General features: G+C 63.6%; 18 protein-coding genes. 11 read left to right on the forward strand and 7 right to left on the reverse strand.

The features are described from left to right. Positions 1–31: 31 nt before the first annotated feature. Positions 32–919 carry an ABC transporter permease gene (locus QMG28_RS02140; RefSeq protein WP_281840519.1) on the forward strand — a complete coding sequence of 296 codons (888 nt, stop codon included), beginning with the start codon at positions 32–34 and terminating at the stop codon, positions 917–919. A 12-nt stretch (positions 920–931) separates the two neighbouring features. Here the strand turns inward: QMG28_RS02140 and QMG28_RS02145 are convergent, their stop codons facing one another. The 7 genes from QMG28_RS02145 to QMG28_RS02175 all read right to left on the reverse strand — a co-directional run bounded on the left by QMG28_RS02145 (position 932) and on the right by QMG28_RS02175 (position 13,104). After that, positions 932–1,921 carry a glycosyltransferase gene (locus QMG28_RS02145; RefSeq protein ID WP_281840520.1) on the reverse strand — a complete coding sequence of 330 codons (990 nt, stop codon included), beginning with the start codon at positions 1,919–1,921 and terminating at the stop codon, positions 932–934. 76 nt (positions 1,922–1,997) lie between these two features. Then, positions 1,998–3,629: an alpha-D-glucose phosphate-specific phosphoglucomutase gene (locus QMG28_RS02150; RefSeq protein WP_281840521.1), complete on the reverse strand. Its 1,632-nt coding sequence runs from the start codon at positions 3,627–3,629 to the stop codon at positions 1,998–2,000. Positions 3,630–3,639: 10 nt separating this feature from the next. Continuing rightward, a complete protein-coding gene (gene glgX / locus QMG28_RS02155; protein WP_281840522.1) occupies positions 3,640–5,742 on the reverse strand; it encodes a glycogen debranching protein GlgX in 2,103 nt (700 codons plus the stop codon). Then, positions 5,739–7,172, reverse strand: coding sequence for a glycogen synthase GlgA (gene glgA / locus QMG28_RS02160; protein ID WP_281840523.1), 1,434 nt, complete (start codon positions 7,170–7,172; stop codon positions 5,739–5,741). Before glgA ends, glgX begins: the two co-directional genes overlap by 4 nt. 11 nt (positions 7,173–7,183) lie before the next feature. Next, complete coding sequence (gene glgC, locus QMG28_RS02165; RefSeq protein WP_281840524.1) at positions 7,184–8,458, reverse strand: glucose-1-phosphate adenylyltransferase; 1,275 nt, start codon at positions 8,456–8,458, stop codon at positions 7,184–7,186. Positions 8,459–8,503: 45 nt separating this feature from the next. Continuing rightward, positions 8,504–10,702 (reverse strand): 1,4-alpha-glucan branching protein GlgB, encoded by a 2,199-nt coding sequence (gene glgB / locus QMG28_RS02170; protein ID WP_281840525.1) that lies wholly within the window; start codon positions 10,700–10,702, stop codon positions 8,504–8,506. A 17-nt stretch (positions 10,703–10,719) separates the two neighbouring features. Continuing rightward, on the reverse strand, positions 10,720–13,104 hold the full coding sequence (locus QMG28_RS02175) for a glycogen/starch/alpha-glucan phosphorylase (protein ID WP_281841047.1): 2,385 nt from the start codon (positions 13,102–13,104) through the stop codon (positions 10,720–10,722). Between the two features lie 352 nt (positions 13,105–13,456). Here QMG28_RS02175 and QMG28_RS02180 point away from each other — a divergent pair, with 352 nt between their 5' ends. The 10 genes from QMG28_RS02180 (at position 13,457) to QMG28_RS02225 (ending at position 24,194) form a co-directional block, all read left to right on the forward strand. Further along, on the forward strand, positions 13,457–14,224 hold the full coding sequence (locus tag QMG28_RS02180; RefSeq protein ID WP_281840526.1) for an SDR family NAD(P)-dependent oxidoreductase: 768 nt from the start codon (positions 13,457–13,459) through the stop codon (positions 14,222–14,224). Then, positions 14,221–15,120 carry a 2-dehydro-3-deoxygalactonokinase gene (locus QMG28_RS02185; RefSeq protein ID WP_281840527.1) on the forward strand — a complete coding sequence of 300 codons (900 nt, stop codon included), beginning with the start codon at positions 14,221–14,223 and terminating at the stop codon, positions 15,118–15,120. The genes QMG28_RS02180 and QMG28_RS02185 overlap by 4 nt, the downstream gene beginning before the upstream one ends. Beyond that, positions 15,117–15,974, forward strand: coding sequence for an SMP-30/gluconolactonase/LRE family protein (locus tag QMG28_RS02190; RefSeq protein WP_281840528.1), 858 nt, complete (start codon positions 15,117–15,119; stop codon positions 15,972–15,974). The genes QMG28_RS02185 and QMG28_RS02190 overlap by 4 nt, the downstream gene beginning before the upstream one ends. An 84-nt stretch (positions 15,975–16,058) precedes the next feature. Then, positions 16,059–17,945, forward strand: coding sequence for an alpha-amylase family protein (locus QMG28_RS02195; protein ID WP_281840529.1), 1,887 nt, complete (start codon positions 16,059–16,061; stop codon positions 17,943–17,945). Positions 17,946–18,147: 202 nt separating this feature from the next. Then, positions 18,148–19,314: a nucleotide sugar dehydrogenase gene (locus QMG28_RS02200; protein ID WP_281840530.1), complete on the forward strand. Its 1,167-nt coding sequence runs from the start codon at positions 18,148–18,150 to the stop codon at positions 19,312–19,314. Between the two features lie 21 nt (positions 19,315–19,335). Then, positions 19,336–20,034: an HAD family hydrolase gene (locus QMG28_RS02205; protein WP_281840531.1), complete on the forward strand. Its 699-nt coding sequence runs from the start codon at positions 19,336–19,338 to the stop codon at positions 20,032–20,034. Beyond that, on the forward strand, positions 20,015–20,971 hold the full coding sequence (locus QMG28_RS02210) for a sugar-binding transcriptional regulator (protein ID WP_281840532.1): 957 nt from the start codon (positions 20,015–20,017) through the stop codon (positions 20,969–20,971). Before QMG28_RS02205 ends, QMG28_RS02210 begins: the two co-directional genes overlap by 20 nt. A gap of 99 nt (positions 20,972–21,070) precedes the next feature. After that, positions 21,071–22,372 carry an ABC transporter substrate-binding protein gene (locus tag QMG28_RS02215; protein WP_281840533.1) on the forward strand — a complete coding sequence of 434 codons (1,302 nt, stop codon included), beginning with the start codon at positions 21,071–21,073 and terminating at the stop codon, positions 22,370–22,372. A 112-nt stretch (positions 22,373–22,484) separates the two neighbouring features. Beyond that, positions 22,485–23,351, forward strand: a complete 867-nt coding sequence (locus QMG28_RS02220; protein WP_281840534.1) for a carbohydrate ABC transporter permease — start codon at positions 22,485–22,487, stop codon at positions 23,349–23,351. A 12-nt stretch (positions 23,352–23,363) separates the two neighbouring features. Beyond that, positions 23,364–24,194 (forward strand): carbohydrate ABC transporter permease, encoded by an 831-nt coding sequence (locus tag QMG28_RS02225; RefSeq protein WP_281840535.1) that lies wholly within the window; start codon positions 23,364–23,366, stop codon positions 24,192–24,194. Positions 24,195–24,198: the final 4 nt, after the last annotated feature.

The following is a 24,198-nucleotide window of genomic DNA, read 5'->3' on the forward strand; positions in this document are numbered from 1 at the left end:
AGGTTTGAACTTGACGCCGCACTTCTACATAATGCACCGCTGCAACGCCAGCCAAATGGAGTGCACCGTGTCGTCGATGGATAGCGCAGACACTACGTCTCAGATAGCGCCAGCACTTGAACCGCCCAAGGCGATTTTCGACGAGCATCGGCGGAGTTTTGCCACCGCACGTGTTATCCTGGCGCTTGTTCTGCGTGAAATGTCAACGCAGTACGGGCGATCTCCCGGCGGGTATATCTGGGCGATCCTGGAACCGATTGGCATGATCGTTATCCTGTCGGTCGGCTTTTCGCTGCTGGTGCGAATGCCGTCTCTGGGAAATGGCTTCGTGCTGTTCTACGCGAGCGCCTATCTCGTATTTTCTCATTACAAATCAATTGAAAAGGCGACCAACAAGGCCATCGCGTTTTCACGGCCGCTCCTCTTTTACCCGGCGGTGACCTGGCTGGATGCGCTTTTGGCGCGGATCATCCTGAACACGCTGACGAACCTGCTGAACATGATCCTGATCATCGGGGGCGTCATCTTTCTGTTCGCGCCGGGGATCGTGCCATATTACCCGCCAATGATCGAGGCGGTTGCGCTTGCCACGCTGCTGGGCGTGGGTGTCGGCACGCTGAATTGCTTTCTGATGGGGGTGTCGCCGCTCTATACGACGCTGTGGAAAATGGCCACGCGGCCGCTGATGATCGCATCCGGCGTGCTCTACATCATGGAAGATCTGCCGGATGCCGCGCGTGATGTTCTGTGGTGGAATCCATTGATTCACATCACTGCCATGTTCCGCACCGGCATATACCCTTACTATCACGCGCAGTTCCTGTCGCCGATGTATGTTGTGGCAATTGGTCTTGGATCTTTTGCCATCGGGCTGTTGTTTCTGAACAGCTACAACAAGAACATCATCAACAACGAGTGAGCCTGGCCGAGCTTATGCGCTGGGGCTTTGTGCCAGTGCCTTGACCTCGCCCAGACTCGCCGAAGTGTCGCCCCGCAGCCCGTCATGGATTGCGCGGCGCAGCAGGGTGCGGAAGGCCGGCGCTTTGGCGCCGTAATCGCGGGCGAGGAACGTCCAGCGGATGAGGAAGAGCAGCATCACCGGCCAGAACAGCACCCCCGCTGCCTGACGGTAGACGAAGATGATGTTGCGATGATGGTAATAGGCGCGCCAGACCGGATCGTAGATCTTGCGGCCCGGTTGCGAGCTTTCGCAATCGTGCTCGAAGCGCATCGTCGGGTCGAAGGCGATGGTGCCGCCCGCCTTGCGAATGCCGAGAGTGTAGAGCACGTCGTCGGCATAGATGAACAGGCTCGGATCGGGGTAGCCGACTTTGGCGACCGCCGCGCGTGAGACGAAAAGGCCGACGAAAGAGGCGGCGTCGATCTGGCTGGCGGAGCCGCTGGCATAGTCGGTGTCGGAGACGTGAAAGCCCTGTCGCCCCGACAGGAGTGCGCCGAGAAAGGCACGCGGGCTCCAGAACGGATTCCGCGTTGGCCGGTTCATCTCGCACAGGTTTCCCGAAGGGTAGAACACCGCTGCCGCCCAGGCCTCATGCCCGCCGCGTGGCACGGCGTGGAACCGTTCAAGCGCGCCGGGCGAAGGGCGGGCATCGTCATCCATGACCAGCAGCCAGTCGGGATCGAGCGTTTCCACCGCAAACCGCATCCCGGCTTCGAACCCGCCCGCGCCGCCCATGTTCTGCGGCAGGGTCACGACGGACAGGCGCGGGTCGTCCTGTGTGGCGAGCCATTCGCCGGTGCCGTCAGCCGAGGCGTTGTCGACCACGACGATATGGGCAAGGTGCTCCGGCGCGGTGGCGAACAGGCGCTCCAGCGTTGCCGTCAACTGCGGCAGGCGCTGAAAGGTCACCACGATCGCCGCGACCCGGCCCGCGCCCAATGTTGCCAAATCCTGATCCAAGAAACCCGCTTTCGGAATGCGCTTATCGCGGCAGGTGGTAGCGCCGGGCGATGCGCGAAGTCAAATCCTGTGTGCTTCAGGTGATCACGTTTGGCCCGTTGCGTCCCGAGATCGCCTTGATCCGCGCCAGCGTTTCGGCGGCGGCGATAACCGGGGCGAGCGCCTCCTGCACATCGAGCGCCAGCCCGTCGGGGCCGGGCAGGTAGCGCTCCAGATAGAGGCGCAGCGTTGCGCCCTCGGTGCCGGTTCCCGAGAGGCGGATGACAAAGCGCGAGCCATCGGTGAAGGTCACGCGCAGCCCCTGCCGGTTTGAAACGGAGCCATCGACCGGATCGGTATAGGCGAAATCGTCGGCGTTGGCGATCGTCATGCCGGCGATCTCCTGTCCCGTCAGCCCGGGCAGACGGGCGCGCAGCCCGTCGACGATCTCGTTTGCCATGTCGACCGGCAGCACCTCGTAATCGTGACGCGAGTAATAGTTGCGCCCGTAGTCGCGCCAATGGGCGTCGAGGATTCCGGCGACGGACTGGCCGCGTTCGGCCAGGATGTTGAGCCAGAGCAGCACGGCCCAGAGCCCGTCTTTCTCACGCACATGGCTGGAGCCGGTGCCGAAGCTCTCTTCACCGCACAGCGTGACCTTGCCGGCGTCGAGCAGGTTGCCGAAAAACTTCCAGCCGGTGGGTGTTTCGTATTTCGCCACGCCCAGCGCCTCGGCCACCCGGTCGGCGGCGGCGGAGGTGGGCATGGAGCGGGCCACTCCCGCGATCCCGCTTCGATATCCCGGGGCAAGGTTGGCATTGGCCGCGAGCACGGCGAGGCTGTCGGAGGGCGCGACATAGATGTTCTTGCCCACCACCATGTTGCGGTCGCCGTCGCCATCGGAGGCGGCGCCGAAATCGGGGCCATCGGGCGAGAACATCACCTCCATCAGATCGCTGGCCCAGACCGGATTCGGATCGGGATGCATCCCGCCGAAATCCGGCAGCGGCGTGCCATTCACCACGGTGCCTTCGGGGGCACCCAGGCGGCGTTCGAGGATCTCGGTGGCGTAGGGGCCGGTGATGGCGCACATCGCATCGAAGCGCATCCGGAAGCCGCCGGCGAACATGTCGCGCAACTTCGGGAAGTCGAAGAGCGTTTCCATCAGATTGGCGTAGTCGATCACCGGATCGACGACCGAAACGGCCATCTCACCCAGCGCGGTCTCGCCGATTGCCGACAAGTCCACGTCCTGCGCCTGAAGGATACGGTATTCGCTGATGGTGGTGGTCGCCTCATAGATCGCGTCGGTCACGCTTTCCGGCGCCGGGCCGCCATTCGCCATGTTGAATTTCAGCCCGAAATCCTCGTCGATCCCGCCGGGATTGTGGCTGGCCGACATGATGAAGCCGCCATCGGTCTTGTTGAGGCGGATAAGGTGGCTGGCGGCGGGGGTGGAAAGCAGCGCATTCTGCCCCACGATCACGCGGGCGGCGCCCTGAGCCGCGCACATCCGCAGGATCACCTGCGCCACCTGCGGCGAGAAATAGCGCCCGTCGCCGCCAAGCACGAAGGTTTTGCCCGCCGCGCCGCCGATCGCATCGAGGATGGCCTGCACGAAGTTTTCGGCGAAATGCGGCTGCATGAACACGCGCGTTTTCTTGCGCAGGCCGGAGGTGCCGGGTTTCTGGCCTTCGATTGGCTGGGTGGCGACGGTCAGGATCGACATGTCTCTCTCCTCAGGTCTCGGGATGGGCGAAGAGCAGAACCGCTTGCTCGGCGGCCTTGTAGGTCTCCGCCACCGGCTTTTCCGGCGCGTCCGGATTGGCGCTGTCGAGAACGCGGATCCAGGTGCCGGGGGGCAGGATCACCTCACGCGCCGGTCCGGCGTTGAACAGGGCAAAGACTTCTTCATCGCCGGAATCGCGGATGGTTTCGGCCGAGGCCCGAACGATGGCGCCGATGGCCTGCACATGGTTGTGCCAGTCCGCATCGGTTGGCGCGCGGCCTTCCGGATGCCACCATTCCAGGTCGGGAAGGCCGTCTGTCGGGCGCGGGCGGGAATGCAGAAAATTGCGCTGGCTCAGCACCTTGTAGCGTTGCCGCAGGGCCGAAAGCCGGCGGGTGAAAGACAGCAGGCCCTCGTCGGCGTGTTTCCAGTCGACCCAGCCTGTCTCGTTGTCCTGCGCATAGGCATTGTTGTTGCCGCGCTGCGAACTGCCGATTTCGTCGCCCGCCAGCAGCATCGGAATACCCTGGCTGAAGAACAGCGTCGCCAGCGCGGCGCGCTGGCGGCGGCCACGGGCGGCGCGGATCACCGGGTCGCTGGTCGGGCCCTCGATGCCGAGATTGTCGGAGAAATTCGCGGCGTGGCCGTCGCGGTTGCCTTCGCCATTCGCCTCGTTGTGCTTTTCCCTGTACGAGACGAGATCGGCCAGGGTGAAGCCGTCATGGCTGGTGACGAGGTTGATGCTGGCGGTGGCGGGGCGGCGGCCGTTGTCGAAGATTTCCGGCGACCCGAGCAGCGCCTTGGCGATCCCCGGCAGCATATGGTCATCGCCGCGCCAGAAGGCGCGCACGTCGTCGCGGTAGCGGTCGTTCCATTCGCGGAACGGATGCGGGAACTGGCCAAGCCGGTAGCCGCCCGGCCCCACATCCCAGGGTTCGGCGATGAGCTTCACGCGGGCAAGCACCGGATCCTGCCGTACCGCATCGAGAAAGCCGCTGTCGAACCCGTGCGGGCCACGGGTGAGCGCGGCGGCAAGGTCGAAGCGGAACCCGTCGACGTGGAATTCCTCGACCCAGTAGCGCAGGCTGTCCATCACCAGCCGCAGCACCGCCGGATGCGAAAGGTCCAGCGCGTTTCCGGTGCCGCAATCGTTGATATAGTGGCGCTTTTCCGGTGCGAGGCGATAATAGGATGCGTTGTCGAGGCCGCGGAAGCTGAGGGTGGGGCCAAAGCCGTCCCCTTCGGCGGTGTGGTTGTAGACCACGTCGAGGATCACCTCGATCCCGGCGGCATGGAGACGGCGCACCATTTCCTTGAACTCGCTGATCTCGCCCCGGTCGAGATAGCGCGCCTCGGGGGCGAAAAAGCCGATTGTGTTGTAACCCCAGTAATTGCGCAGGCCGCGTTCGACGAGAAAGCGATCGTCGACAAAACTGTGCACGGGCAAAAGCTCGACCGCCGTCACGCCGAGGCTCTTGAGATGTGCGATCATCGGATCGGAGGCGAGGCCGAGGAAGGTGCCGCGTTTCGACGGGTCGATCTGCGGGTGCATCGCGGTGAGGCCCTTCACATGCGCCTCGTAGATCAGCGTATCGGGGCCGGCAATGTTGGGGGGCCTGTCGCCCTTCCAGTCAAACCCGTCATCCCCGACGACGACGCATTTCGGCATGGCAAAGGCGCTGTCGCGGGTGGAGAAGCTGAGATCGCCCATCGGCGAGCCGACATGGTAGCCGTTCAGCGCCTTAGACCAGCGCAGCTTGCCGTCGATGCGGCGGGCATAGGGGTCGATCAGCAGCTTGTTGGGGTTGAAGCGGTGGCCGTTTTCCGGCTCGTAGGGGCCGTGGGCGCGCAGGCCGTAGCGCGTGCCCGGGCCGATGCCGGAGATATGCCCGTGCCAGACATCGCCGTCGCGCTCATGGAGCGCGATGCGGGTCAGTTCGGTGCGCCCGTCATCGGTGAACAGGCATACCTCGATCTTTGTGGCATTGGCGGAAAAGACGGCAAAGTTCACCCCGTGGGCGTCAGGCGTGGCGCCCATCGGCCAGAACCGGCCCGGCTTGAGTTCCAGGTGCGAAACCCGGTCGGGCGTGAAGGCGGGGCGGGGCTCAGTCACGCGGTGAGGCTCCTGTAGAGATCGGCATAGGCTTTGGCGGGGCCCTCCCAACCCACCTCGGCCTTCATTGCGCGCTTTACGAGCCGCGTCCACCCCGCGCGGTCGCCGTAGAGGGCAATGAGCTGCCGGAGAGCGCCGGAGAGCGCGATGGTGTCGACCGGGTGGAAGCTGATACCGGTGGCCGCGTTGGCCGAAAGGCTTGCAGGCGTGGCGCCGATCACGGTGTCGTTGAGGCCGCCGGTGGCCGCGACGACGGGCACGGTGCCGTATTTCAGGCCATACATCTGCGTCAGCCCGCAGGGTTCGAACCGCGATGGCACGATCACCGCATCGCCGCCGCCGAACATCCGGTGCGACAGATCTTCGTCATAGCCGATCTTCACGCCGACGCGGCCGGGCCAGCGCCTGGCAGCGTCCTGCACGGCCTGTTCCAGATGCCGCTCGCCTGATCCGAGAAGCGCCAGGCCGCCGCCCGCTTCGATGAAGGCAGGCAAGGCTTCGATCAGCAGGTCGATCCCTTTCTGCCAGGTAAGCCGGCTTACCACGATCGCCAGCGGGCCCGGTATGTCGTCCAGGCCGAATTCGGCGCGCAACGCATCGCGGTTTTTGGTCTTTTCCTTCAACGTGTCGGCGGAATAGGGCGTGATTGCGGTGTCGGTCTCGGGCGCCCAGGTACCGGCCTCGACACCGTTGAGGATGCCATGAAGATCGTCCGCGCGGGCGGCGATCACACCTTCGAGCCCCATCCCGAATTCCGGGCGCATCAGCTCTTCGGCATAGGTGGGTGAAACGGTGGTGATCGCGTCGGCCTGAGAGAGACCGGCTTTCAGCGTCGAGATGTTGCCGTGATACTCGGCATGGTCGGGGTGCCAGGCATGCCAGGGCAGGTGCAGATCTTCGAGACGATTGCCGCCGGTCACGCCCTGGAAGGCGATGTTGTGAATGGTGATCACGGATTTGACGCCACCATCGCCGAAGTAGCGCAGATAGGCCGGGGCAAGGCCCGCCTGCCAGTCATGGGCGTGGAGGATATCGGGCTTCCATCCGTCACCCATGCCCTCGCGCGCGACGGCAGCCGCCGCCCAGCACAGCGCGGCGAAGCGTTCGGGATTGTCCCAGTAATCGCCGTTTGTGTCGGCATAGGGCCCGCCGTCGCGGTGATAGAGATGCGGGGCATCGAGGGCGAGCACGGTCAGCCCGTCCAGCCTGCCTTTCAGCAGCCGGGCATGGGCGCTGTAAAGGTTCCAGTCGGCCCAGACTTCTTCGAGCGGGCCTTCGAGCTTGTCGAGGATACCGGCATAGGCAGGCAGCATCACCCGCATCTCGACGCCCTGTGCGGCGAGCACACCGGGGAGCGCGCCGACCACATCGGCGAGGCCGCCCGTCTTGATCAGCGGCACGCATTCGGACGCGACGGAAAGGACGCGCATCACCGGCCTCCTCAGCCCAGTTCGGCCTGCCGGCGGGCGAGCATATCGCGGGTGACGAGCGTGATGCCGTTATCGGTCACGCGGAACCACTTCGCGTCTTCCTCCGGATCCTCGCCGACGATCAGACCGGCGGGAATATCGACGCCCGAGTCGATCACGCAGTTTTTCAGCCGCGCATTGCGGTTGACCTGCACATGCGGCAGCAACACCGAATAGGTGACCGACGAGTAGGAATGCAGCCGCCCGCCGGTGGAGATCAGCGAGTTTTTCACCACCGAGCCGGAGATGATCGTATCGCCCGCGATCAGCGACGATATGGCGGCGCCGCGGCGGCCTTCTTCATCGTGGATGAACTTGGCCGGCGGCACGATCTCGGCATAGGTCCAGATCGGCCAGGTCTGATCGTAGAGATCGAGTTTCGGCACGAAATCGGTGAGGTCGATATTGGCCTGCCAATAGGCGTCGATCGTGCCCACGTCGCGCCAATACGCCTCTTTTTCCAGCCCGGAGCGGATGCAGCTGTCGGAGAATTTATGCGCCACGGCTTTGCCGTTCTTCACGATATAGGGGATCAGATCGTGGCCGAAATCGTGGCTGGAATTGCTGTCATCGGCATCTTCGAGCAGGAGTTCACGCAGGAATTTCCAATCGAAGACGTAGATCCCCATCGAGGCGAGCGCATGGGCGGGGTCGCCGGGCATGTGCGGCGGGTTTTGCGGCTTTTCAAGGAAGCTGGTGATCAGCCCGTCATCGTTGACGTCCATCACCCCGAAGGCGGTGGCTTCGGCCAGCGGCACGGTAAGGCAGCCCACTGTCACATCGGCGCCGGACTCGACGTGGTGCTGCAGCATGATCTCGTAATCCATCTTGTAGATGTGATCGCCTGCCAGCACGATGAGGTATTCGACATCGTAGCTGTCGATGATGTCGATGTTCTGGCGCACGGCATCGGCGGTGCCCTTGTACCAGTTCACCTCGTCGATGCGCTGCGAGGCGGGCAGGATATCGAGGTATTCGTTCCGTTCGGCCCGGAAGAAGGCCCAGCCGCGCTGGATGTGGCGGATCAGGCTGTGGGCTTTGTATTGTGTGGCGATCGCCATCTTGCGGATGCCGGAATTGAGCGCGTTCGACAGGGCAAAGTCCACGATCCGGGTCTTGCCGCCAAAATAGACCGCGGGCTTGGCGCGCCGGTCGGTGAGTTCTTTCAGCCGAGACCCGCGCCCACCAGCCAGAACAAAGGCCATCGCTTGCGAAGAGAGTCTTCTCTTATGCCGTTCTGTTTCCATGGTCTTCCTCCTGTCGGCGCGGGATTGTTGGGTGTCAGTCTCCGATTACGTTTGCCGGAATACAACAACCGAAAGTGGCGGCAGCGTGACATAGGCCGACTGGCCCTGGAAATGCCACGAGACCGGTTCGGTATCGACACCGCCGCCATTGCCGCGATTGCCCCCGCCATAGATTGCGGCATCGGTGTTCATGATCTCCTCCCAATGCCCCGGCGCCGGGAAGCCGAGGCGATACACATCGCGTTCCACCGGGGTCATGTTCACCGCGACCACGATCAACGGGTCGCCCGGCTTGCCCTTGCGGGCGAAGACGAAAACGGAATGCTCGGCATCGTTCGCTTCCAGCCAGTCGAAGCCGTCGGGCCGCGTGTCATGCACATGCAGCGCCGGGTTCTCGCGGTACATGGCGTTCAGATCGCGCACCAGCAGCTGGATGCCGCGATGCTCGGGCAGGTCGGTCTGATGCCAGTCGAGGCTTTCGGCATAGTTCCATTCGCGGCCCTGGGCGAATTCCTGGCCCATGAAGAGAAGCTTCTTGCCGGGATGGGTCCACATGAAGCCGTAATAGGCGCGCAGATTGGCGAATTGCTCCCAGGCATTGCCGGGCATCTTGGCGATCATCGAGCCTTTGCCGTGCACCACCTCGTCATGGCTGATCGGCAGAATGAAATTCTCCGACCAGGCGTAGACCATCGAGAAGGTCATATCGCCATGGTGATACTTCCGGAATACCGGCTCCTTCTGCATGTATTGCAGCGTGTCGTTCATCCAGCCCATATTCCACTTGAAGCCGAAGCCCAGCCCGCCGCTTTCAACCGGGCGTGAGACGCCGCCGAACGCGGTGCTCTCCTCGGCCACGGTCATGATGCCGGGATGTTCGCCATAGGCGAGGATGTTGGTCTGGCGCAGCAGGTCGATGGCCTCGTAATTCTCGCGCCCGCCGTCCTTGTTGGGGATCCATTCGCCGTCCTTGCGCGAATAGTCGCGGTAGAGCATCGAGGCGACCGCATCCACGCGCAGCCCGTCGAGGTGGTATTCTTCCAGCCAGTAGAGTGCGTTGGCCTTGAGATAGTTGGCCACCTCGGTGCGGCCGTAATTGTAGATCAGCGTGTTCCAGTCGATGTGGAAGCCTTCCTTGGGGTCGGCATGCTCATAGAGCGGCGTGCCGTCGAACCAGCCGAGCCCGTGCTCGTCGGTCGGAAAATGGCCCGGCACCCAATCGAACAGCACGCCGAGCCCGGCCTCGTGGGCCGCTTCGATGAAGGCGGCGAATTCCTGCGGCGTGCCGTGGCGGATCGTCGGTGCGTAGAGCCCGATGGGCTGATAGCCCCACGACCCGTCGAACGGATATTCGCTGACCGGCATCAGCTCGATATGGGTGAAACCCATCCACCGGACGTAGTCCACCAGCTCTTTCGCCAGTTCGGCATAGGAGAGCGGCCGCGCGCCGTTCTCGGCCTTGCGCCACGAACCCAGATGCACCTCGTAGATCGAGATCGGTGCATCGACGGAGTTCTTTGCCGCGCGGTCTTTCATCCAGCCGGCATCGGCCCATTTGCGGCCAAGGCCGGGCGCGCGCACGACCGAGCCGGTGGCGGGCGGATGCTCGGAGCCAAAGCCGACGGGATCGGCCTTCAGCGGCAGGATCACGCCGCCACGGGCGCGAATCTCGTATTTGTAGATCGTTTCCTCGGCCACGCCGGGAATGAAGATTTCCCACACGCCGGTGGAGCCGCGCCGGCGCATCGGGTGGGCGGTGCCGTTCCAGGCATTGAACCCGCCAACAACCGAAACGCGCTCGGCATTCGGAGCCCAGACGGCAAAATGGGTGCCCGTCACCTTGTCGATGGTTTTGACATGGGCGCCGAGCACCTCCCACAGCCTGCGGTGGCCGCCTTCACCCAGCAGATATTCATCGAGTTCGCCCAGAACCGGGCCGAACCGGTAGGGATCGGCAAATTCCCAGCGCAGGCCCGATTTGTCTTCGGCCTGCAGCGTGTAGGGCTTATCGGGATCGACGGGGCCTTCGTAGAAACCCGGGCAATTCGTATGCCCGGCCAGCTCGACGGGCTTGCCCCGCCCCTGCCTGAGCCAGACTTTGGCAGCCCCCGGCACCCAGGCGGCGAGCCGGCCATCCTGCGGGCCGAGCACCGAGAACGGATCGCCGTGGCGCCCCTCTGCGATGGCCCATGTATCACCGTCCGAAACTCTGAATAATGCGTCGGTGGCAGGTTTTTTCGCCATCTCTCGCTTCCTCCCGATCAGAGCGCCGATTTCGCACCCCAGATGTCGTCCATGTAACCACGGATCGACCGGTCAGACGAGAAAAACCCCATGCGGGCGGTGTTTATCGCCGCCATCCGCGCCCATCTGTCGCGGTCGAGGAAGGCTTCGTCCACCTCTGCCTGAGCGCGTTGGTAATCGGCGAAGTCGGAGGCGACCATGAAATAGTCACTGTTCCAGGTCCGGTCGACAAGGCCATGGTAGCGGTCGCGCTCGTCGGGGGAGAACCGCCCTTCCGCGATCAGCTGCAGCACATCCTTCAGGGCCTGGCTGTGCTCGATCGCCTCGCGGGCGTGCTTCACGTTCTTGCGGCGGGTCAGAACCTCTTCGGCGGTGAGGCCGAAGAGGAAAAAGTTCTCAGGCCCCACATGTTCGCGAATCTCGACATTGGCGCCATCGAGCGTGCCGATGGTGAGCGCGCCGTTGAGGCTGAGCTTCATGTTGCCGGTGCCCGAGGCTTCCTTGCCCGCCGTCGAAATCTGTTCCGACAGGTCGGCCGCGGGGATCAGCTGCTCGGCCATCGTCACGTTGTAGTTCGCGGGATAGATCACCTGCAGGCGGCCGCGCATGTCGGGATCGGTGTTCACCACGCGCCCGACATCGTTGATCAGATGAACGATCTCCTTGGCGACCGCGTAGCCGGGGGCCGATTTGCCGCCGAAGATTTTCACGCGGGGCACAAAATCGCCTTCCGGGTTCTTCTTGATCTCGTGCCATTGCGCGATCGTCTCGAACACGTTCATCAGCTGGCGCTTGTATTCGTGGATGCGCTTCACCTGCACATCGAACATCGCGTCCGGGTCAACGTTCAGGCCGCAAACCTTTTTCATCCAGTTCGAGGTCTGCACCTTGTTGCCGCGCTTCACCGCCATGAAAGCCTCGCGGAAGGCGGCATCCGCGATATGGGGCTCAAGCTCCGAAAGCCGCTCCAGATCGGCTTCCCAGCCGCCGCCGATCGTGTCGGTGACCAGTTTGGCGAGGCCCGGGTTTGCCAGCTTCAGCCAGCGGCGGGGCGTGACGCCGTTGGTCTGGTTCACCACCCGGTCGGGGTGCAGCTTGGTCAGCTCGGGGAAGAGCTGCGATTTGACGAGTTCGGTGTGCAGCGCCGAAACGCCGTTGACCTTGTGCGACATGACGAAGGCCAGTTCGCCCATATGCACCTCGTTGTTGCGCACGATGGCCACGCTCGACGGGCGGGCGGGATTGGCCTTCTGGTGGGCCGCGTCGATCATTTCGATGATCTGCATGTGGCGCGGCAGCACGGTGCCCATCAGCCAGGTCGACCACCGCTCCAGCGCTTCGGGCAGGAGCGTGTGGTTGGTGTAGCCCAACACGTTCTGCGAGATCTCCATCGCCCGCTCGAAGGTCATGTTGTACTTGTCGACGAGCAGGCGGATCAGCTCCGGCCCGGCCAGCGCCGGGTGCGTGTCGTTCATCTGGATGGCAACGTGCTTGTCGAGTTCGGTCAGGTCGTCATGCGCTTCGAGGTAGCGGCGCAGGATATCCTTGATCGAGGCGGAGGTGAGAAAATATTCCTGCTTCAGCCGCAGTTCCTTGCCGGCATAGGTGGTGTCGTCGGGGTAGAGCACGCGGGTGATGGTGCGCGCGAGGGTTTCCGGCTCGGCGGCGGCGGTGTAATCGCCCCGGTTGAAGCGTTCGAGGTCGAACAGCGTGGTGGGCTTGGCGCCCCAAAGCCGCAGCGTGTTGGCCCAGCGGCCTTCCCAGCCGATCACCGGCGTGTCGTAGGCGGTGGCGATCACCGTTTCGCCGGGCACCCAGACTGTGCGGCCGTGGCGCTCTTCCAGATGCCCTTTGAAGCGCACGGTGTAGTTCGATTCCGGCCGCTCGAATTCCCAGGGATGGCGCTGGTTGAGCCAGTCTTCCGGTGTTTCGACCTGTTGGCCGGTTTCGAAGCGCTGGCGGAACAGGCCGTGTTCGTAGCGGATGCCGTAGCCGTAGCCGGGGCAGCCGAGTGTGGCCATGCTTTCCATGTAGCAGGCAGCGAGGCGGCCAAGGCCACCATTGCCGAGCGCGGCGTCGGGTTCGTCATGCACCAGAGTGTCGAAGTCTTGCCCAAGGTCCATCAGCGCGGCGGCGGCGATCCCCTTGAGGCCGAGGTTGATCGCCGCGTCTTCGAGAATGCGGCCAATCAGGAATTCCATCGACAGGTAGAAGACGCGCTTGTGGTCGTGATCCCAGGTGTCTTTCGTCGAGGCGAACCACGGTTCGACGATCCTGTCGCGCAGGGCGAATGACAGAGCGAGACGCCAATCATAGGTCGAAGCATGACCGGCATCTTTCCCCACCGTGAATTTCAGGTGGTGAAGAATATCGTTGCGGAAGCTCTCCCGCGTCAGGTTCATCGTCGATACGTCTCTCACGTTGTCGCCTTTCGTCGCGTCGCTCGCGGCAGCTGATAGCGCTATCGGAGCGGATGTTCCAGCCTGTCCCGCCCTGCCTTGTGCCCTGCACGGCCGGATGGGTCCATCCGGACACGCCGGCCGGCGGGAGCCGTGCGGGCGCACGCCGGGGAATCGGGCAGGTTTTCAGGGCTTGCATATCGCGTGAGCGGTTTCAGAAATCTTCTCGCGCGTGATGTCGTTCCGGTCGTGCGTGGCCTACGCTGTTCCGCATGTGTCGGAAAGGCCAAAACACGCGGTCTCCGCTTCACATGGCCGGGGCGCCACACTAGGGTTTCGGCAAGGAGGATGCATCATGACGAAGGCGATTTTTCCCGACCTCGAAGGCGCATCGGTTTTCATCACTGGCGGGGGGTCCGGCATCGGTGCGGCGCTGGTTGACGGGTTTCTTGCCCAGGGCGCCCGGGTGGCTTTCATCGACCGGGACGATGCCAGCGGTTTCGTGCAGGAAATGGCAAAAAAGCACGGATTAGAGCCGCTTTTTTTGCCCGGCGACTTGACCGATATTGCCAGTCTGCAAGATGCCATCGCCACGGCGGCGCAGGCGCATGGCGATGTGACCGTATTGGTCAACAACGTGGCCAACGATGTGCGGCATGACACGTTGACGATGACGCCAGAGGAATGGGATGCGAACCAGGCGGTGAACCTGCGCCCGGTGATGTTTGCGACCCAGGCGGTGGTGCCGGGCATGCGGCGCGCGGGCGGTGGGCGGATCGTGAATTACGCCTCGGTCGCGTTCATGATGGGCAATGCCGATTACCCGTCCTACGCTGCCGCCAAGGCTGCGATCATGGGTCTGACGCGGGCCCATGCGCGTGAGTTCGGGCCCGACAATATCCGGGTGAACGCCATCGCGCCGGGCTGGACGATGACCGAAAAGCAACGTGCGCTCTGGGTGACGCCGGAAACCTTCGGCCCCTATCTCGACCGGCAATGCCTGCGGCGCGAAGTGCTGCCGGAGGATCTCGTCGGGCCAACGCTGTTTCTCGCCTCGGCTGCCTCCACGGTCATCACCGGCCAGCTCGTGCCGGTGGATGCGGGCGTGGTGGTGACGGGATGAGTTACGCCGCGTGGATCGCCGTCGACTGGGGCAATTCGAATCTTCGCCTCTGGGCGATGGGGCCGGACGGGCCGATCGCTGAGCGAAAAGCGCCGCAGGGCACGCTCGCCTTGCCGGGGCCGGAGGCTTATGAACCGGCTCTGCTGGCGCTCGCCGGCGATCTCATCGCGCCGGACCGCAAGACGATGGTGCTGATCTGCGGTGCGGTCGGCGCGCTGGGCGGCTGGGTCGAGGCGCCTTACCGGCAATTGCCCTGCGTGCCGCTGGGCGCGGGCGAGTTTACCAGCCCCGAGGTGAAGGACCCGCGGCTCGATCTGCGCATCCTGCCGGGGCTGAACCAGGCCCGGCCGCCCGCGATCCTGCGCGGCGAGGAAACGCAGGCCGCCGGCTTTCTGGTGAGCGAGCCGGATTTCGACGGCATCCTTTGCCTGCCGGGTACGCATACGAAGTGGATGCATATTTCGGCGGGCGAGGTGGTGAGCTTTCTGTCGTTCATGACGGGGGAGCTGTTTCGGTTCCTCGCCGATGCCTCGGTTCTGCGCTTCACCACGGCGCGCGCGGGGTTTGACGAAGCGGCCTTTCTCGATGCGGTCTCGGATGCGATCAGCAGGCCGGAGCGCATGGCGTCGGGGCTGTTTCCCTTGCGGGCAGAGGCTGTTTTGGCAGGGTTAGACCCTGTTGTTGCCCGGTCCCGGCTGATGGGTCTTTTGCTCGGAGCCGAGCTGGCGGCGGCGCGGATGCAATGGCTGGGGCGTGACGTGGTGGTGATCGGCGGCGCTGAAATGGCCGCTGCCTATGCCACGGCGCTGGAGGCTCAGGGAGTCGCGGTGCGGCGCTTCGATGGTGACAAGGCTGCGCTTATGGGGCTGATCGAGGCGCACAGGCTGATGGCATGAGCGAGGTCTACGACGCCCGGCCCTGTCGCCTTGGCGAAGGGCCGCTGTGGCACCCCGAGCGGCAACAGCTGTTCTGGTTCGATATTCCTGGCGGCAGGCTCCTGACCCGCGAGGGCGATGCGCCGAAGGAATGGACGTTCGGGGAAACGGTCTCGGCCGCCGGATGGGTGGATCGCGATGCGCTGCTGATCGCCGGCGAAACCTCGCTTTTCACCTTCGATCTGGTCGGAGAAGCGGCGCAAGAGGTGGTGCCGCTTGAGGCGGAGAACATGGAGACCCGCTCGAATGACGGGCGGGCCGATCCCTGGGGCGGGTTCTGGATCGGGACGATGGGAAAGCATGCCGAACCGCAGGCAGGCGCCATTTACAGGCTCTATTCCGGCCAAATCCGACGTATCATCTCGGGTCTTACCATCCCCAATGCGATCTGCTTCGCGCCCGATGGCCGCCTTGCCTATTACACCGACACGCCGACACGGCAGGTTATGGCGCAGCCGCTCGGGCGCGATGGCTGGCCGGAAGGCGCGCCCCATGTCGCGGTGGATCTGCGGGCCGACAGGCTCAACCCCGATGGCGCGGTCACCGACAGCGAGGGCAACCTCTGGATCGCCCAATGGGCAGCGGGCCGGGTGGCGGTCTACACGCCGGAGGGACGATTTTTGCGCGCGGTGGCGGTCGGCGCCCGGCAAAGCACCTGCCCGGCCTTTGGCGGCGCGGCGCTCGACCAGCTTTTCGTCACCACCGCGCGCGAGGGGCTGGACGGGGCCGCGCTGGCCGCCGATCCGCTTGCCGGGCAGCTGTTCCGATGCCAGCCCGGCGCACGGGGACGGGCGGAGCCTCGGGTGATCTTGTGAGTGCCGCCCCTTGCCGCAGGCCGGTGAAATGGGTTGAACACTCATACGGTCGCGGCATCATCGCGGCTGGGAGGAGCCTTCACCATGAGCAAACCGCGTTCGTTCAATGACCGTCTGTTCGCGTTGCGTCTTGAACGGTCCCGTGGCGATCTGTTTGGCATGCTGGAGCGGCTATATGGGCACCGGCCCGATTTCGCGCGCTTCCGCGACGAGCTGACCGAGGTGCTCAAAGCGGCATGGGACGAACGGCCCGACCGGCTGAAATGGCGCGACATGCAGCGCGACCTGGAGCCGGACTGGTTCCAGCGGCCCGGGATGAACGGTTACGTGTTCTACATCGACCGGTTCGCGGGCAACCTCGCAGGCGTGGCCGAAAAGCTGGACTATCTGCAGGATCTGGGCATCACCTATGTGCATTTCATGCCCTGCCTGAAGCCGCGCCCGGGCGACAGCGATGGTGGCTATTCGGTGATGGACTACACCGAGGTAAACCCGGCGCTGGGCACGATGGACGAGCTTGAAGCGGTGACGGCGGCCTGCCACGAGCGCGGCATATCGGTCTGTATCGACCTGGTTCTGAACCACACGGCGAAGGAGCATGACTGGGCGCAAAAGGCGCAAGCGGGCGACGAGCGGTACCGCGACTATTACCTGATGTTCGTCGACGATTCGCTGCCGAAGGCCTACGAAACCTCGCTGATCGAGATATTTCCCGCCAATGCGCCCGGCAACTTCACCTATTACGAGGATATCGACCGCTGGGTCTGGACCACGTTCAACGAGCATCAGTGGGATCTGAACTGGGCCAATCCGCGCGTCTTTCTCGAAATGGTGCAGGCGATGCTCTACCTCGCCAACAAGGGGCTCGACGTTCTGCGCCTCGACGCGCCCGCCTTTCTGTGGAAGCGGATGGGCACGCGCTGCCAGTCGGAGCCCGAGGTGCATATGCTTCTGCACGCGCTCAGGGCGGCAAGCCGGATCGCCGCGCCGAGCGTGATCCATCTCGAAGAGGCGATCGTGAGTCCGGCCGAGATGTTGCCCTATCTTGGCCGTGGCGAGCATGACGGCAAGGAAGGCAATCTGGCCTATCACAATTCGCTGATGGTGCAGTTCTGGTCGGCCCTTGCCGCGCGCGACACACGGCTCATGACCCATGTGCTGCGCACGCATTTTCCGCCTTCGGTCACCAACGCGACCTACGCCAATTACCTGCGCTGCCACGACGATATCGGCTGGGCGGTAACCGATGACGATGCCGGGGCGGTCGGGGTCTCGGGCTTTGGGCACCGGGCGTTTCTTTCGGATTTCTACGAGGGCGGATTCCGGGGGTCGTTCGCACGCGGGGCGCTGTTCCAGGTGAACGAAGCCACGGGCGACAAGCGGATTTCGGGCACCACCGCCTCGCTCGCCGGGCTGGAGCAGGCGCTGGAAGAGGGCGATGCGGCGCTGATCGACCATGCCGTCGACCGTATCCTGATGGGCCATGCCCTGATCGCAAGTTATGGCGGCATTCCCTTGCTTTATATGGGCGACGAACTGGCGCTGCTGAACGATTATTCCTACACCCAGGTGCCCGAGCACGCCCATGACAGCCGTTGGGTGCACCGGCCCCGGATGGACTGGACCCGCGCCGCGCGCCTGCCCGATGGCGGCGCCACGCCCGAGGGCCGGGTGTTCGACGGCATCCGCCATATCCTTGCGCGGCGCTCCGGCATCGCCGGGTTTCACGGCGCGGTGGCGACGGAGATGCTGGATGCCGGTCAGGCCGGGCTCTTTGCCTTCGCCCGCCGTGCGCCGACGGGCCCGGTCGTTTGCGTTTTCAATTTCACCGAAACGTGGCTGGGCCTTCCGGCGTCGTGGTTTCGCGCACAGGGGGCGACGAAACTGCACGATCTCCTGTCCGACGCGCCTGTGATCGGGCCGGATGGCGGCATCGGCCTGCCGCCCTATGCGCGGATTTGGGTCGTCTGACCGGTAGGTGTGAACGGCGCGTAATTTCAAGGGAACTGCCAATTTCTGCCATATTTCTCTGGCACTCCTGCGCAAGAGCGCGCGCGGGATTCTTCGGCGCACAGGTGAAATGCCGGACCGCGCGAAAAAGTTGAACGGGCAGTCGTCGTGACATTTCCTGGGCATCGGCGCATATAAGGCGCGGTATTAACGAGGTTTTGGCATGAAAATCGCGGTTGTTGGTCTTGGCTATGTTGGCCTGTCGAATGCGGTGCTTCTGGCACAGCACAATGAGGTGATTGCGGTCGATGTGTCGGCCGAGCGGGTTGCGATGGTGAATGCCCGCAAGAGCCCGGTCGAGGATATCGAGCTTGAGGACTACCTTGCGCATCACAGGCTGAATCTGACGGCAACGACAAATCTGGCAGATGCGGCGCGCGATGCCGATTTCGTCGTGATCGCCACGCCAACGGATTACGATCCGCGTGAGAACTTCTTCGACACATCCTCGGTCGATACGGTGACCCGCGCCGTGCTGGAAGCCAATGACAAAGCCGTCGTGGTGATCAAGTCGACGATCCCCGTGGGCTATGTCTGCCGTATGCGCGAGGCGCTGGAGAGTGACCGGATCGTCTTCAGCCCCGAATTTCTGCGCGAGGGCCGGGCGCTGCATGACAACCTCTATCCGAGCCGGATCATTGTCGGCGAACGGAGCGAACGGGCGAAGGTGTTTGCCAATCTGCTGCTCGAAGGGGCGCTGGAAGACGATGTGCCGATGCTGTTCACCGATCCCGACGAGGCCGAGGCGATCAAGCTGTTCGCCAACACCTACCTCGCGTTGCGGGTGGCCTTCTTCAACGAGCTCGACAGCTATGCGATGGCCGGCGGCATGGATACACGACAGATCATCGAGGGCATTGGCCTCGATCCGCGGATCGGAACGCATTACAACAACCCCTCTTTCGGCTATGGCGGCTATTGCCTGCCGAAAGACACCAAGCAGCTTCTCGCCAATTATGCCCATGTGCCGCAGAACCTGATCGCCGCCGTGGTCGAGGCCAACCGCACGCGCAAGGATTTTCTGTCCGAGCAGATCGTGGCGATGCGGCCCAGGGTGGTCGGTATCTACCGGCTGGTGATGAAGGCGGGGTCCGACAATTTCCGGCAAAGCTCGATCCAGGGGATCATGAAGCGGCTTAAGGCCAAGGGGATCGAGGTGATCGTCTACGAGCCTGTGATGGAAGACGATCATTTCTTCGGCAGCCGGGTGATCCGCGATCTCGACGCCTTCAAGGCCGAGGCCGAGGTGATCGTGGCCAACCGGGTGACCGAGGATATCTGCGACGTGGCCGGCAAGGTGTTTACCCGCGATTTGTTCGGGGCGAACTGACAGGCAGGGCGCGGGGGGCCTATGTCTACATTTGATCTGGTGATTTTCGACTGTGACGGTGTCCTGATCGACAGCGAGGTGATTTCTGCGCGGATGCTGGTTGCAGAACTCGCCGCGCATGGCGTTTCGGTCGATCTGCCTTATATCGCGCGGCACTTTCTCGGGCGCAGCTATCCGGTGGTGCTGGATCAGATCCGCCGCGATTTCGGCGTCGCGCTGCCCGAGGGGTTCGAGGCCGAGTATCGCGCCCGGCTGCTGGCGGCTTTCGATGCGGAGCTGAAGATCATGCCGGGGGTGCGCGGCGTGATCGGGGCGCTGGGCGTGCCCTATGCGCTCGCCACCAGTTCCAGCCCGGCACGCCTCGCCCATACGCTGAGGCTCGTCGGGTTGGATACGATGTTCGACGGGCGGATCACCACCGCGACAGAGGTGTCGCGCGGCAAGCCGGACCCCGATATGTTTTTGCTGGTGGCCGAGAAATTCGGCGTCGACCCGTCACGCTGTCTGGTGATCGAAGACAGCTATCCCGGCGTGCGGGCGGGGCTGGCGGCGGGTATGGAAACCTGGCGCTTCACCGGCGGCAGTCACCTGGTTGGGCTCGATCTGACACCTGACGCCGCGGCGGTGCCGCATCGTACATTTGCAAGTTTCGCCGAATTCTTCCATCTTGCTCCGGGCCTTGAGAAAGGACGGCAATCCGATGGTCAAAACCGGCGCTGACGACAGCGATCTTGTGGCACGCGACCTCGCGGCGCGGGCGGCGTGGATGTCCTATGTCGGCGGGCTGACGCAGGACCAGATCGCCAATGAGCTGGGGATTTCGCGCCAGCGGGCACAGCGGCTGGTGGCGCGGGCGGGGGCCGAGGGGCTGGTGCGCGTGCGGATCGACCATCGCGTTGCGGAATGCCTAGAACTGGAGCGCGCGCTCAAGCACCGTTACGGGCTCGATGCCGCCTGGGTCGCGCCGAACGCCCATGCCACCGATGCGCTGGTCGGCCTCGCGCCCTTCGCGGCGCCGCTGGTCGAGCGGTATTTCCGGGCCGAACATCCCCAGACCATCGCACTCGGCACCGGGCGGACCTTGCGGATGGTGGTGGAGCATATGCTCACGCTCGATGGATCGCACCACAGGATCGTGTCGCTGATCGGCAATGTCTCGCCCGATGGCTCGGCCTCGTTCTTCGAGGTGATCATGCGGCTCGCGGAAAAGGTTTCGGCGCGGCACTTCCCGATGTCGATTCCGGTCGTAGCCCGCGATGCCGACGAGTTGGCGCTCTATCTGTCGCTGCCACATGTGAAGGCCGCGCGGGCGCTCGCCGAAAGTGCCGATCTGGCCATTGTCGGCATCGGCCAGATGAGCGACGACGCGCCGCTGCGCGTCGATGGCTTTATCTCCGCCGCCGAGCACGACGAGTTGCGCGCGGCCGGGGCGACGGGCGAGATCGGTGGCCATGTGTTCAATGCGGAAGGCAGGTTTCTGGACCATCCGTATAACGACCGGGTTGTCGGCGTGCGGGTGCCATCCGGGCAGATTCCCGTTCTCTGCATCGGTGCGGGCGAGAAGAAACGCCCGGCATTACAGGCCGCGTTGAACGGTGGTCTGCTGACCGGTCTGATCACCGATGAACCCACCGCCAGGGCGCTGCTCTCTGCCTAGAATCTGAGCGTGCGGATTTGCCGCTTGACACGAATCGGGTCTCGGTATGATTATTTGCTCACGTAATGGGCAAATGCTCATGACTTATGGGAGGACATCATGACCAAGACTATACGCGCCCTTATGGGCGCGAGCGCCGTTGTCGCTCTGACCTCCGGCGCTTTCGCCGAGACGATCACAATCGCGACCGTGAACAACGGCGACATGATCCGGATGCAGGGCCTCACCGCAGATTTCACCGCCAAGACCGGCCATGAAGTCGAGTGGGTGACGCTTGAGGAAAACGTGCTGCGTCAGCGCGTGACGACCGATATCTCGACCAAGGGCGGTCAGTTCGACATCATGACCATCGGCATGTACGAAACCCCGATCTGGGGCAAGAACGGCTGGCTGGTGCCGCTGGACGATCTGCCGGCGGAATATGACGTGGACGACATTCTTCCCGCGATGCGCGGCGGCCTGTCGTATGATGGCACGCTCTACGCCGCCCCGTTCTACGGTGAATCGTCGATGATCATGTATCGCACCGATCTCATGGAAGCCGCCGGCCTCGACATGCCCGACGCGCCGACCTGGGATTTCGTGCGCGATGCGGCGATCGCGATGACCGACAAGGACAACGAGATCTACGGCATCTGCCTGCGCGGCAAGGCCGGCTGGGGTGAGAACATGGCGTTCCTCACCGCGACCGCCAACGCCTTCGGCGCCCGCTGGTTCGATGAGAACTGGACCCCGCAATTCGACACGCCGCAATGGAAAGAAGCGCTGACCTTCTATCTCGACCTGATGGATCAGGCCGGGCCTCCGGGTGCGTCGAATAACGGCTTCAACGAAAACCTGTCGCTGTTCCAGCAAGGCAAATGCGGCATGTGGATCGACGCGACGGTTGCCGCATCCTTCGTGACCAATGCCGACGAATCCACCGTGGCCGACAAGGTCGGCTTCGCGCTGGCCCCCGATACCGGGCTTGGCAAGCGGGGCAACTGGCTCTGGGCATGGGCGCTCGGCATCCCTGCCGGTACTCAGAAAGAGGACGCCGCGAAGCAGTTCATCGAATGGGCAACGTCGAAAGAATATCTCGCGCTCGTGGCCGAAAACGAGGGCTGGGCAAACGTGCCTCCGGGCTCGCGCACCTCGCTCTACGAGAACCCGGAATACGCCCAGGTGCCGTTTGCCAAGATGACGCTCGACAGCATCAACTCGGCTGACCCGCTGAACCCGACCGTCGATCCGGTTCCCTATGTCGGTGTCCAGTTTGTCGCCATTCCCGAGTTCGCCGGTTTCGCAACCGAAGTCGGTCAGGAATTCTCGGCGGCGCTGGCCGGTCAGCAGACCGCCGACGAAGCGCTGGCGAAGGCGCAGGCCCTCACCGCCGACGCGATGGACGCGGCTGGCTACTGACCATCCTCCCGAGTCCGGGGGCGGCGCATGCCGCCCCTGGGCGCCTTGTCTCTCGATTTCCGTTCAGGTTCATTTGAGGCGGTAGCCGGTCGTCAATCCAGGAGATCTGTCCATGGCAACCCAGCATTCCCGATCAGCGGCCAGAGTGATGATGGCCCCCGCGGTGATCCTGCTTCTGGGCTGGATGCTCGTCCCGCTGGTGATGACGCTCTACTTTTCGTTCAAGCAATACCTGCCGCTGCGCGGCGGCGATCTCGGATGGGTGGGCTTCGACAACTATGTCAGGTTCGTCACGTCCAGCGCCTTCTGGCCCTCGATCCAGGCGACGCTCGCCATCGTCGGCGGCGTGCTGGTGATCACCGTGATCCTCGGTACCTTCCTCGCCATGCTGCTCGACCAGCCGATGTGGGGGCAGGGGATCGTCCGCATTCTGGTGATCGCCCCGTTCTTCGTGATGCCCACCGTCTCGGCGCTGGTCTGGAAGAACCTGTTCATGGACCCGGTGAACGGCCTGTTCGCCCATCTGTGGAAATCCGTCGGCGCCACGCCGATCGAATGGCTGAGCCAGGCATCGTTGCCCTCGATCATCCTCATCGTCTCGTGGCAGTGGCTGCCCTTTGCCACCCTTATCCTGCTGACCGCGATCCAGTCGCTCGACAGCGAACAGCTTGAAGCCGCCGAGATGGACGGCGCGCGCTGGCCGTCGCGGTTCATCTACATCATCCTGCCGCACCTGAGCCGGGCGATTACCGTGGTGATCCTGATCCAGACGATCTTCCTGCTCGCGGTGTTCGCCGAAATCTTCGTGACCACGCAGGGCTCGTTCGGCACCAGAACGCTCACCTACCTGATCTTCCAGCGCGTGCTGGAGAGCCAGAATGTCGGGCTCGGCTCCGCCGGTGGTGTCTATGCAATCATTCTCGCCAACATCATTGCGCTCTTCCTGATGCGCATCGTTGGCAAGAACCTGGATGCGTGAGGAGGATCGACCATGGCCCGTGCCGTCACGACCCAACGCAAGACGCTGAATACCATCATCGCATGGGTGATCGGTCTGGTGATCTTCTTTCCGATCCTGTGGATCATCATCCTGTCGTTCAAATCCGAAGGCGATGCGATCCGCCCGCCGCTCGAAGTGCTCACATCGAGCTGGACCTTCGACAGCTATGCCGTGGTGCAGGAGCGGTCCGACTACTTCAAGCACTTCGTCAACTCGGTGACCCTGTCGGTCGGCTCCACCCTGCTCGGCCTGATCATCGCCGTGCCGGCGGCCTGGGCGATGGCCTTCGTGCCGTCCAAGAGCACCAGGAACATCCTGATGTGGATGCTCTCCACCAAGATGCTGCCCGCCGTCGGCGTGCTCTATCCGATCTATCTGCTGTTCATCAGGCTGGGGCTGCTCGACAGCCGGATCGGGCTGGTGGTGGTGCTGATGCTGATCAACCTGCCGATCATCATCTGGATGCTCTACACCTACTTCAAGGAGATCCCCGGCGAGATTCTCGAAGCTGCCCGGATGGACGGGGCCACGCTGCGCGAGGAAATCCTCTACGTCCTCACGCCGATGGCGATCCCCGGCATGGCCTCGACGGTGCTTCTCAACATCATTCTCGCGTGGAACGAAGCGTTCTGGACGCTCAACCTCACGGCCGCCAAGGCCGCACCACTCACGGCGTTCATCGCGAGTTACTCAAGCCCCGAGGGCCTGTTTTACGCCAAGCTCTCGGCGGCCTCGACCATGGCCATCGCGCCGATCCTCATCATGGGCTGGTTCAGCCAGAAACAACTCGTCCGCGGTCTGACCTTCGGCGCGGTGAAATAAGGGA

It is taken from the genome of Sinisalibacter aestuarii (assembly GCF_027923545.1).
Classification (GTDB): domain Bacteria; phylum Pseudomonadota; class Alphaproteobacteria; order Rhodobacterales; family Rhodobacteraceae; genus Sinisalibacter; species Sinisalibacter aestuarii.

Coding starts and splice junctions, on each gene's coding strand:
- glgA (WP_281840523.1), bottom strand. CDS start 7,172: ATGCGCGTCCTTTCCGTCGCGTCCGAATGCGTGCCGCTGATCAAGACG.
- QMG28_RS02225 (WP_281840535.1), top strand. CDS start 23,364: ATGGCCCGTGCCGTCACGACCCAACGCAAGACGCTGAATACCATCATC.
- QMG28_RS02180 (WP_281840526.1), top strand. CDS start 13,457: ATGACGAAGGCGATTTTTCCCGACCTCGAAGGCGCATCGGTTTTCATC.
- QMG28_RS02175 (WP_281841047.1), bottom strand. CDS start 13,104: ATGAACCTGACGCGGGAGAGCTTCCGCAACGATATTCTTCACCACCTG.
- QMG28_RS02140 (WP_281840519.1), top strand. CDS start 32: ATGCACCGCTGCAACGCCAGCCAAATGGAGTGCACCGTGTCGTCGATG.
- QMG28_RS02210 (WP_281840532.1), top strand. CDS start 20,015: ATGGTCAAAACCGGCGCTGACGACAGCGATCTTGTGGCACGCGACCTC.
- glgB (WP_281840525.1), bottom strand. CDS start 10,702: ATGGCGAAAAAACCTGCCACCGACGCATTATTCAGAGTTTCGGACGGT.
- QMG28_RS02215 (WP_281840533.1), top strand. CDS start 21,071: ATGACCAAGACTATACGCGCCCTTATGGGCGCGAGCGCCGTTGTCGCT.
- QMG28_RS02185 (WP_281840527.1), top strand. CDS start 14,221: ATGAGTTACGCCGCGTGGATCGCCGTCGACTGGGGCAATTCGAATCTT.
- QMG28_RS02190 (WP_281840528.1), top strand. CDS start 15,117: ATGAGCGAGGTCTACGACGCCCGGCCCTGTCGCCTTGGCGAAGGGCCG.
- QMG28_RS02150 (WP_281840521.1), bottom strand. CDS start 3,629: ATGTCGATCCTGACCGTCGCCACCCAGCCAATCGAAGGCCAGAAACCC.
- QMG28_RS02200 (WP_281840530.1), top strand. CDS start 18,148: ATGAAAATCGCGGTTGTTGGTCTTGGCTATGTTGGCCTGTCGAATGCG.
- QMG28_RS02220 (WP_281840534.1), top strand. CDS start 22,485: ATGGCAACCCAGCATTCCCGATCAGCGGCCAGAGTGATGATGGCCCCC.
- QMG28_RS02205 (WP_281840531.1), top strand. CDS start 19,336: ATGTCTACATTTGATCTGGTGATTTTCGACTGTGACGGTGTCCTGATC.
- QMG28_RS02195 (WP_281840529.1), top strand. CDS start 16,059: ATGAGCAAACCGCGTTCGTTCAATGACCGTCTGTTCGCGTTGCGTCTT.
- glgC (WP_281840524.1), bottom strand. CDS start 8,458: ATGGAAACAGAACGGCATAAGAGAAGACTCTCTTCGCAAGCGATGGCC.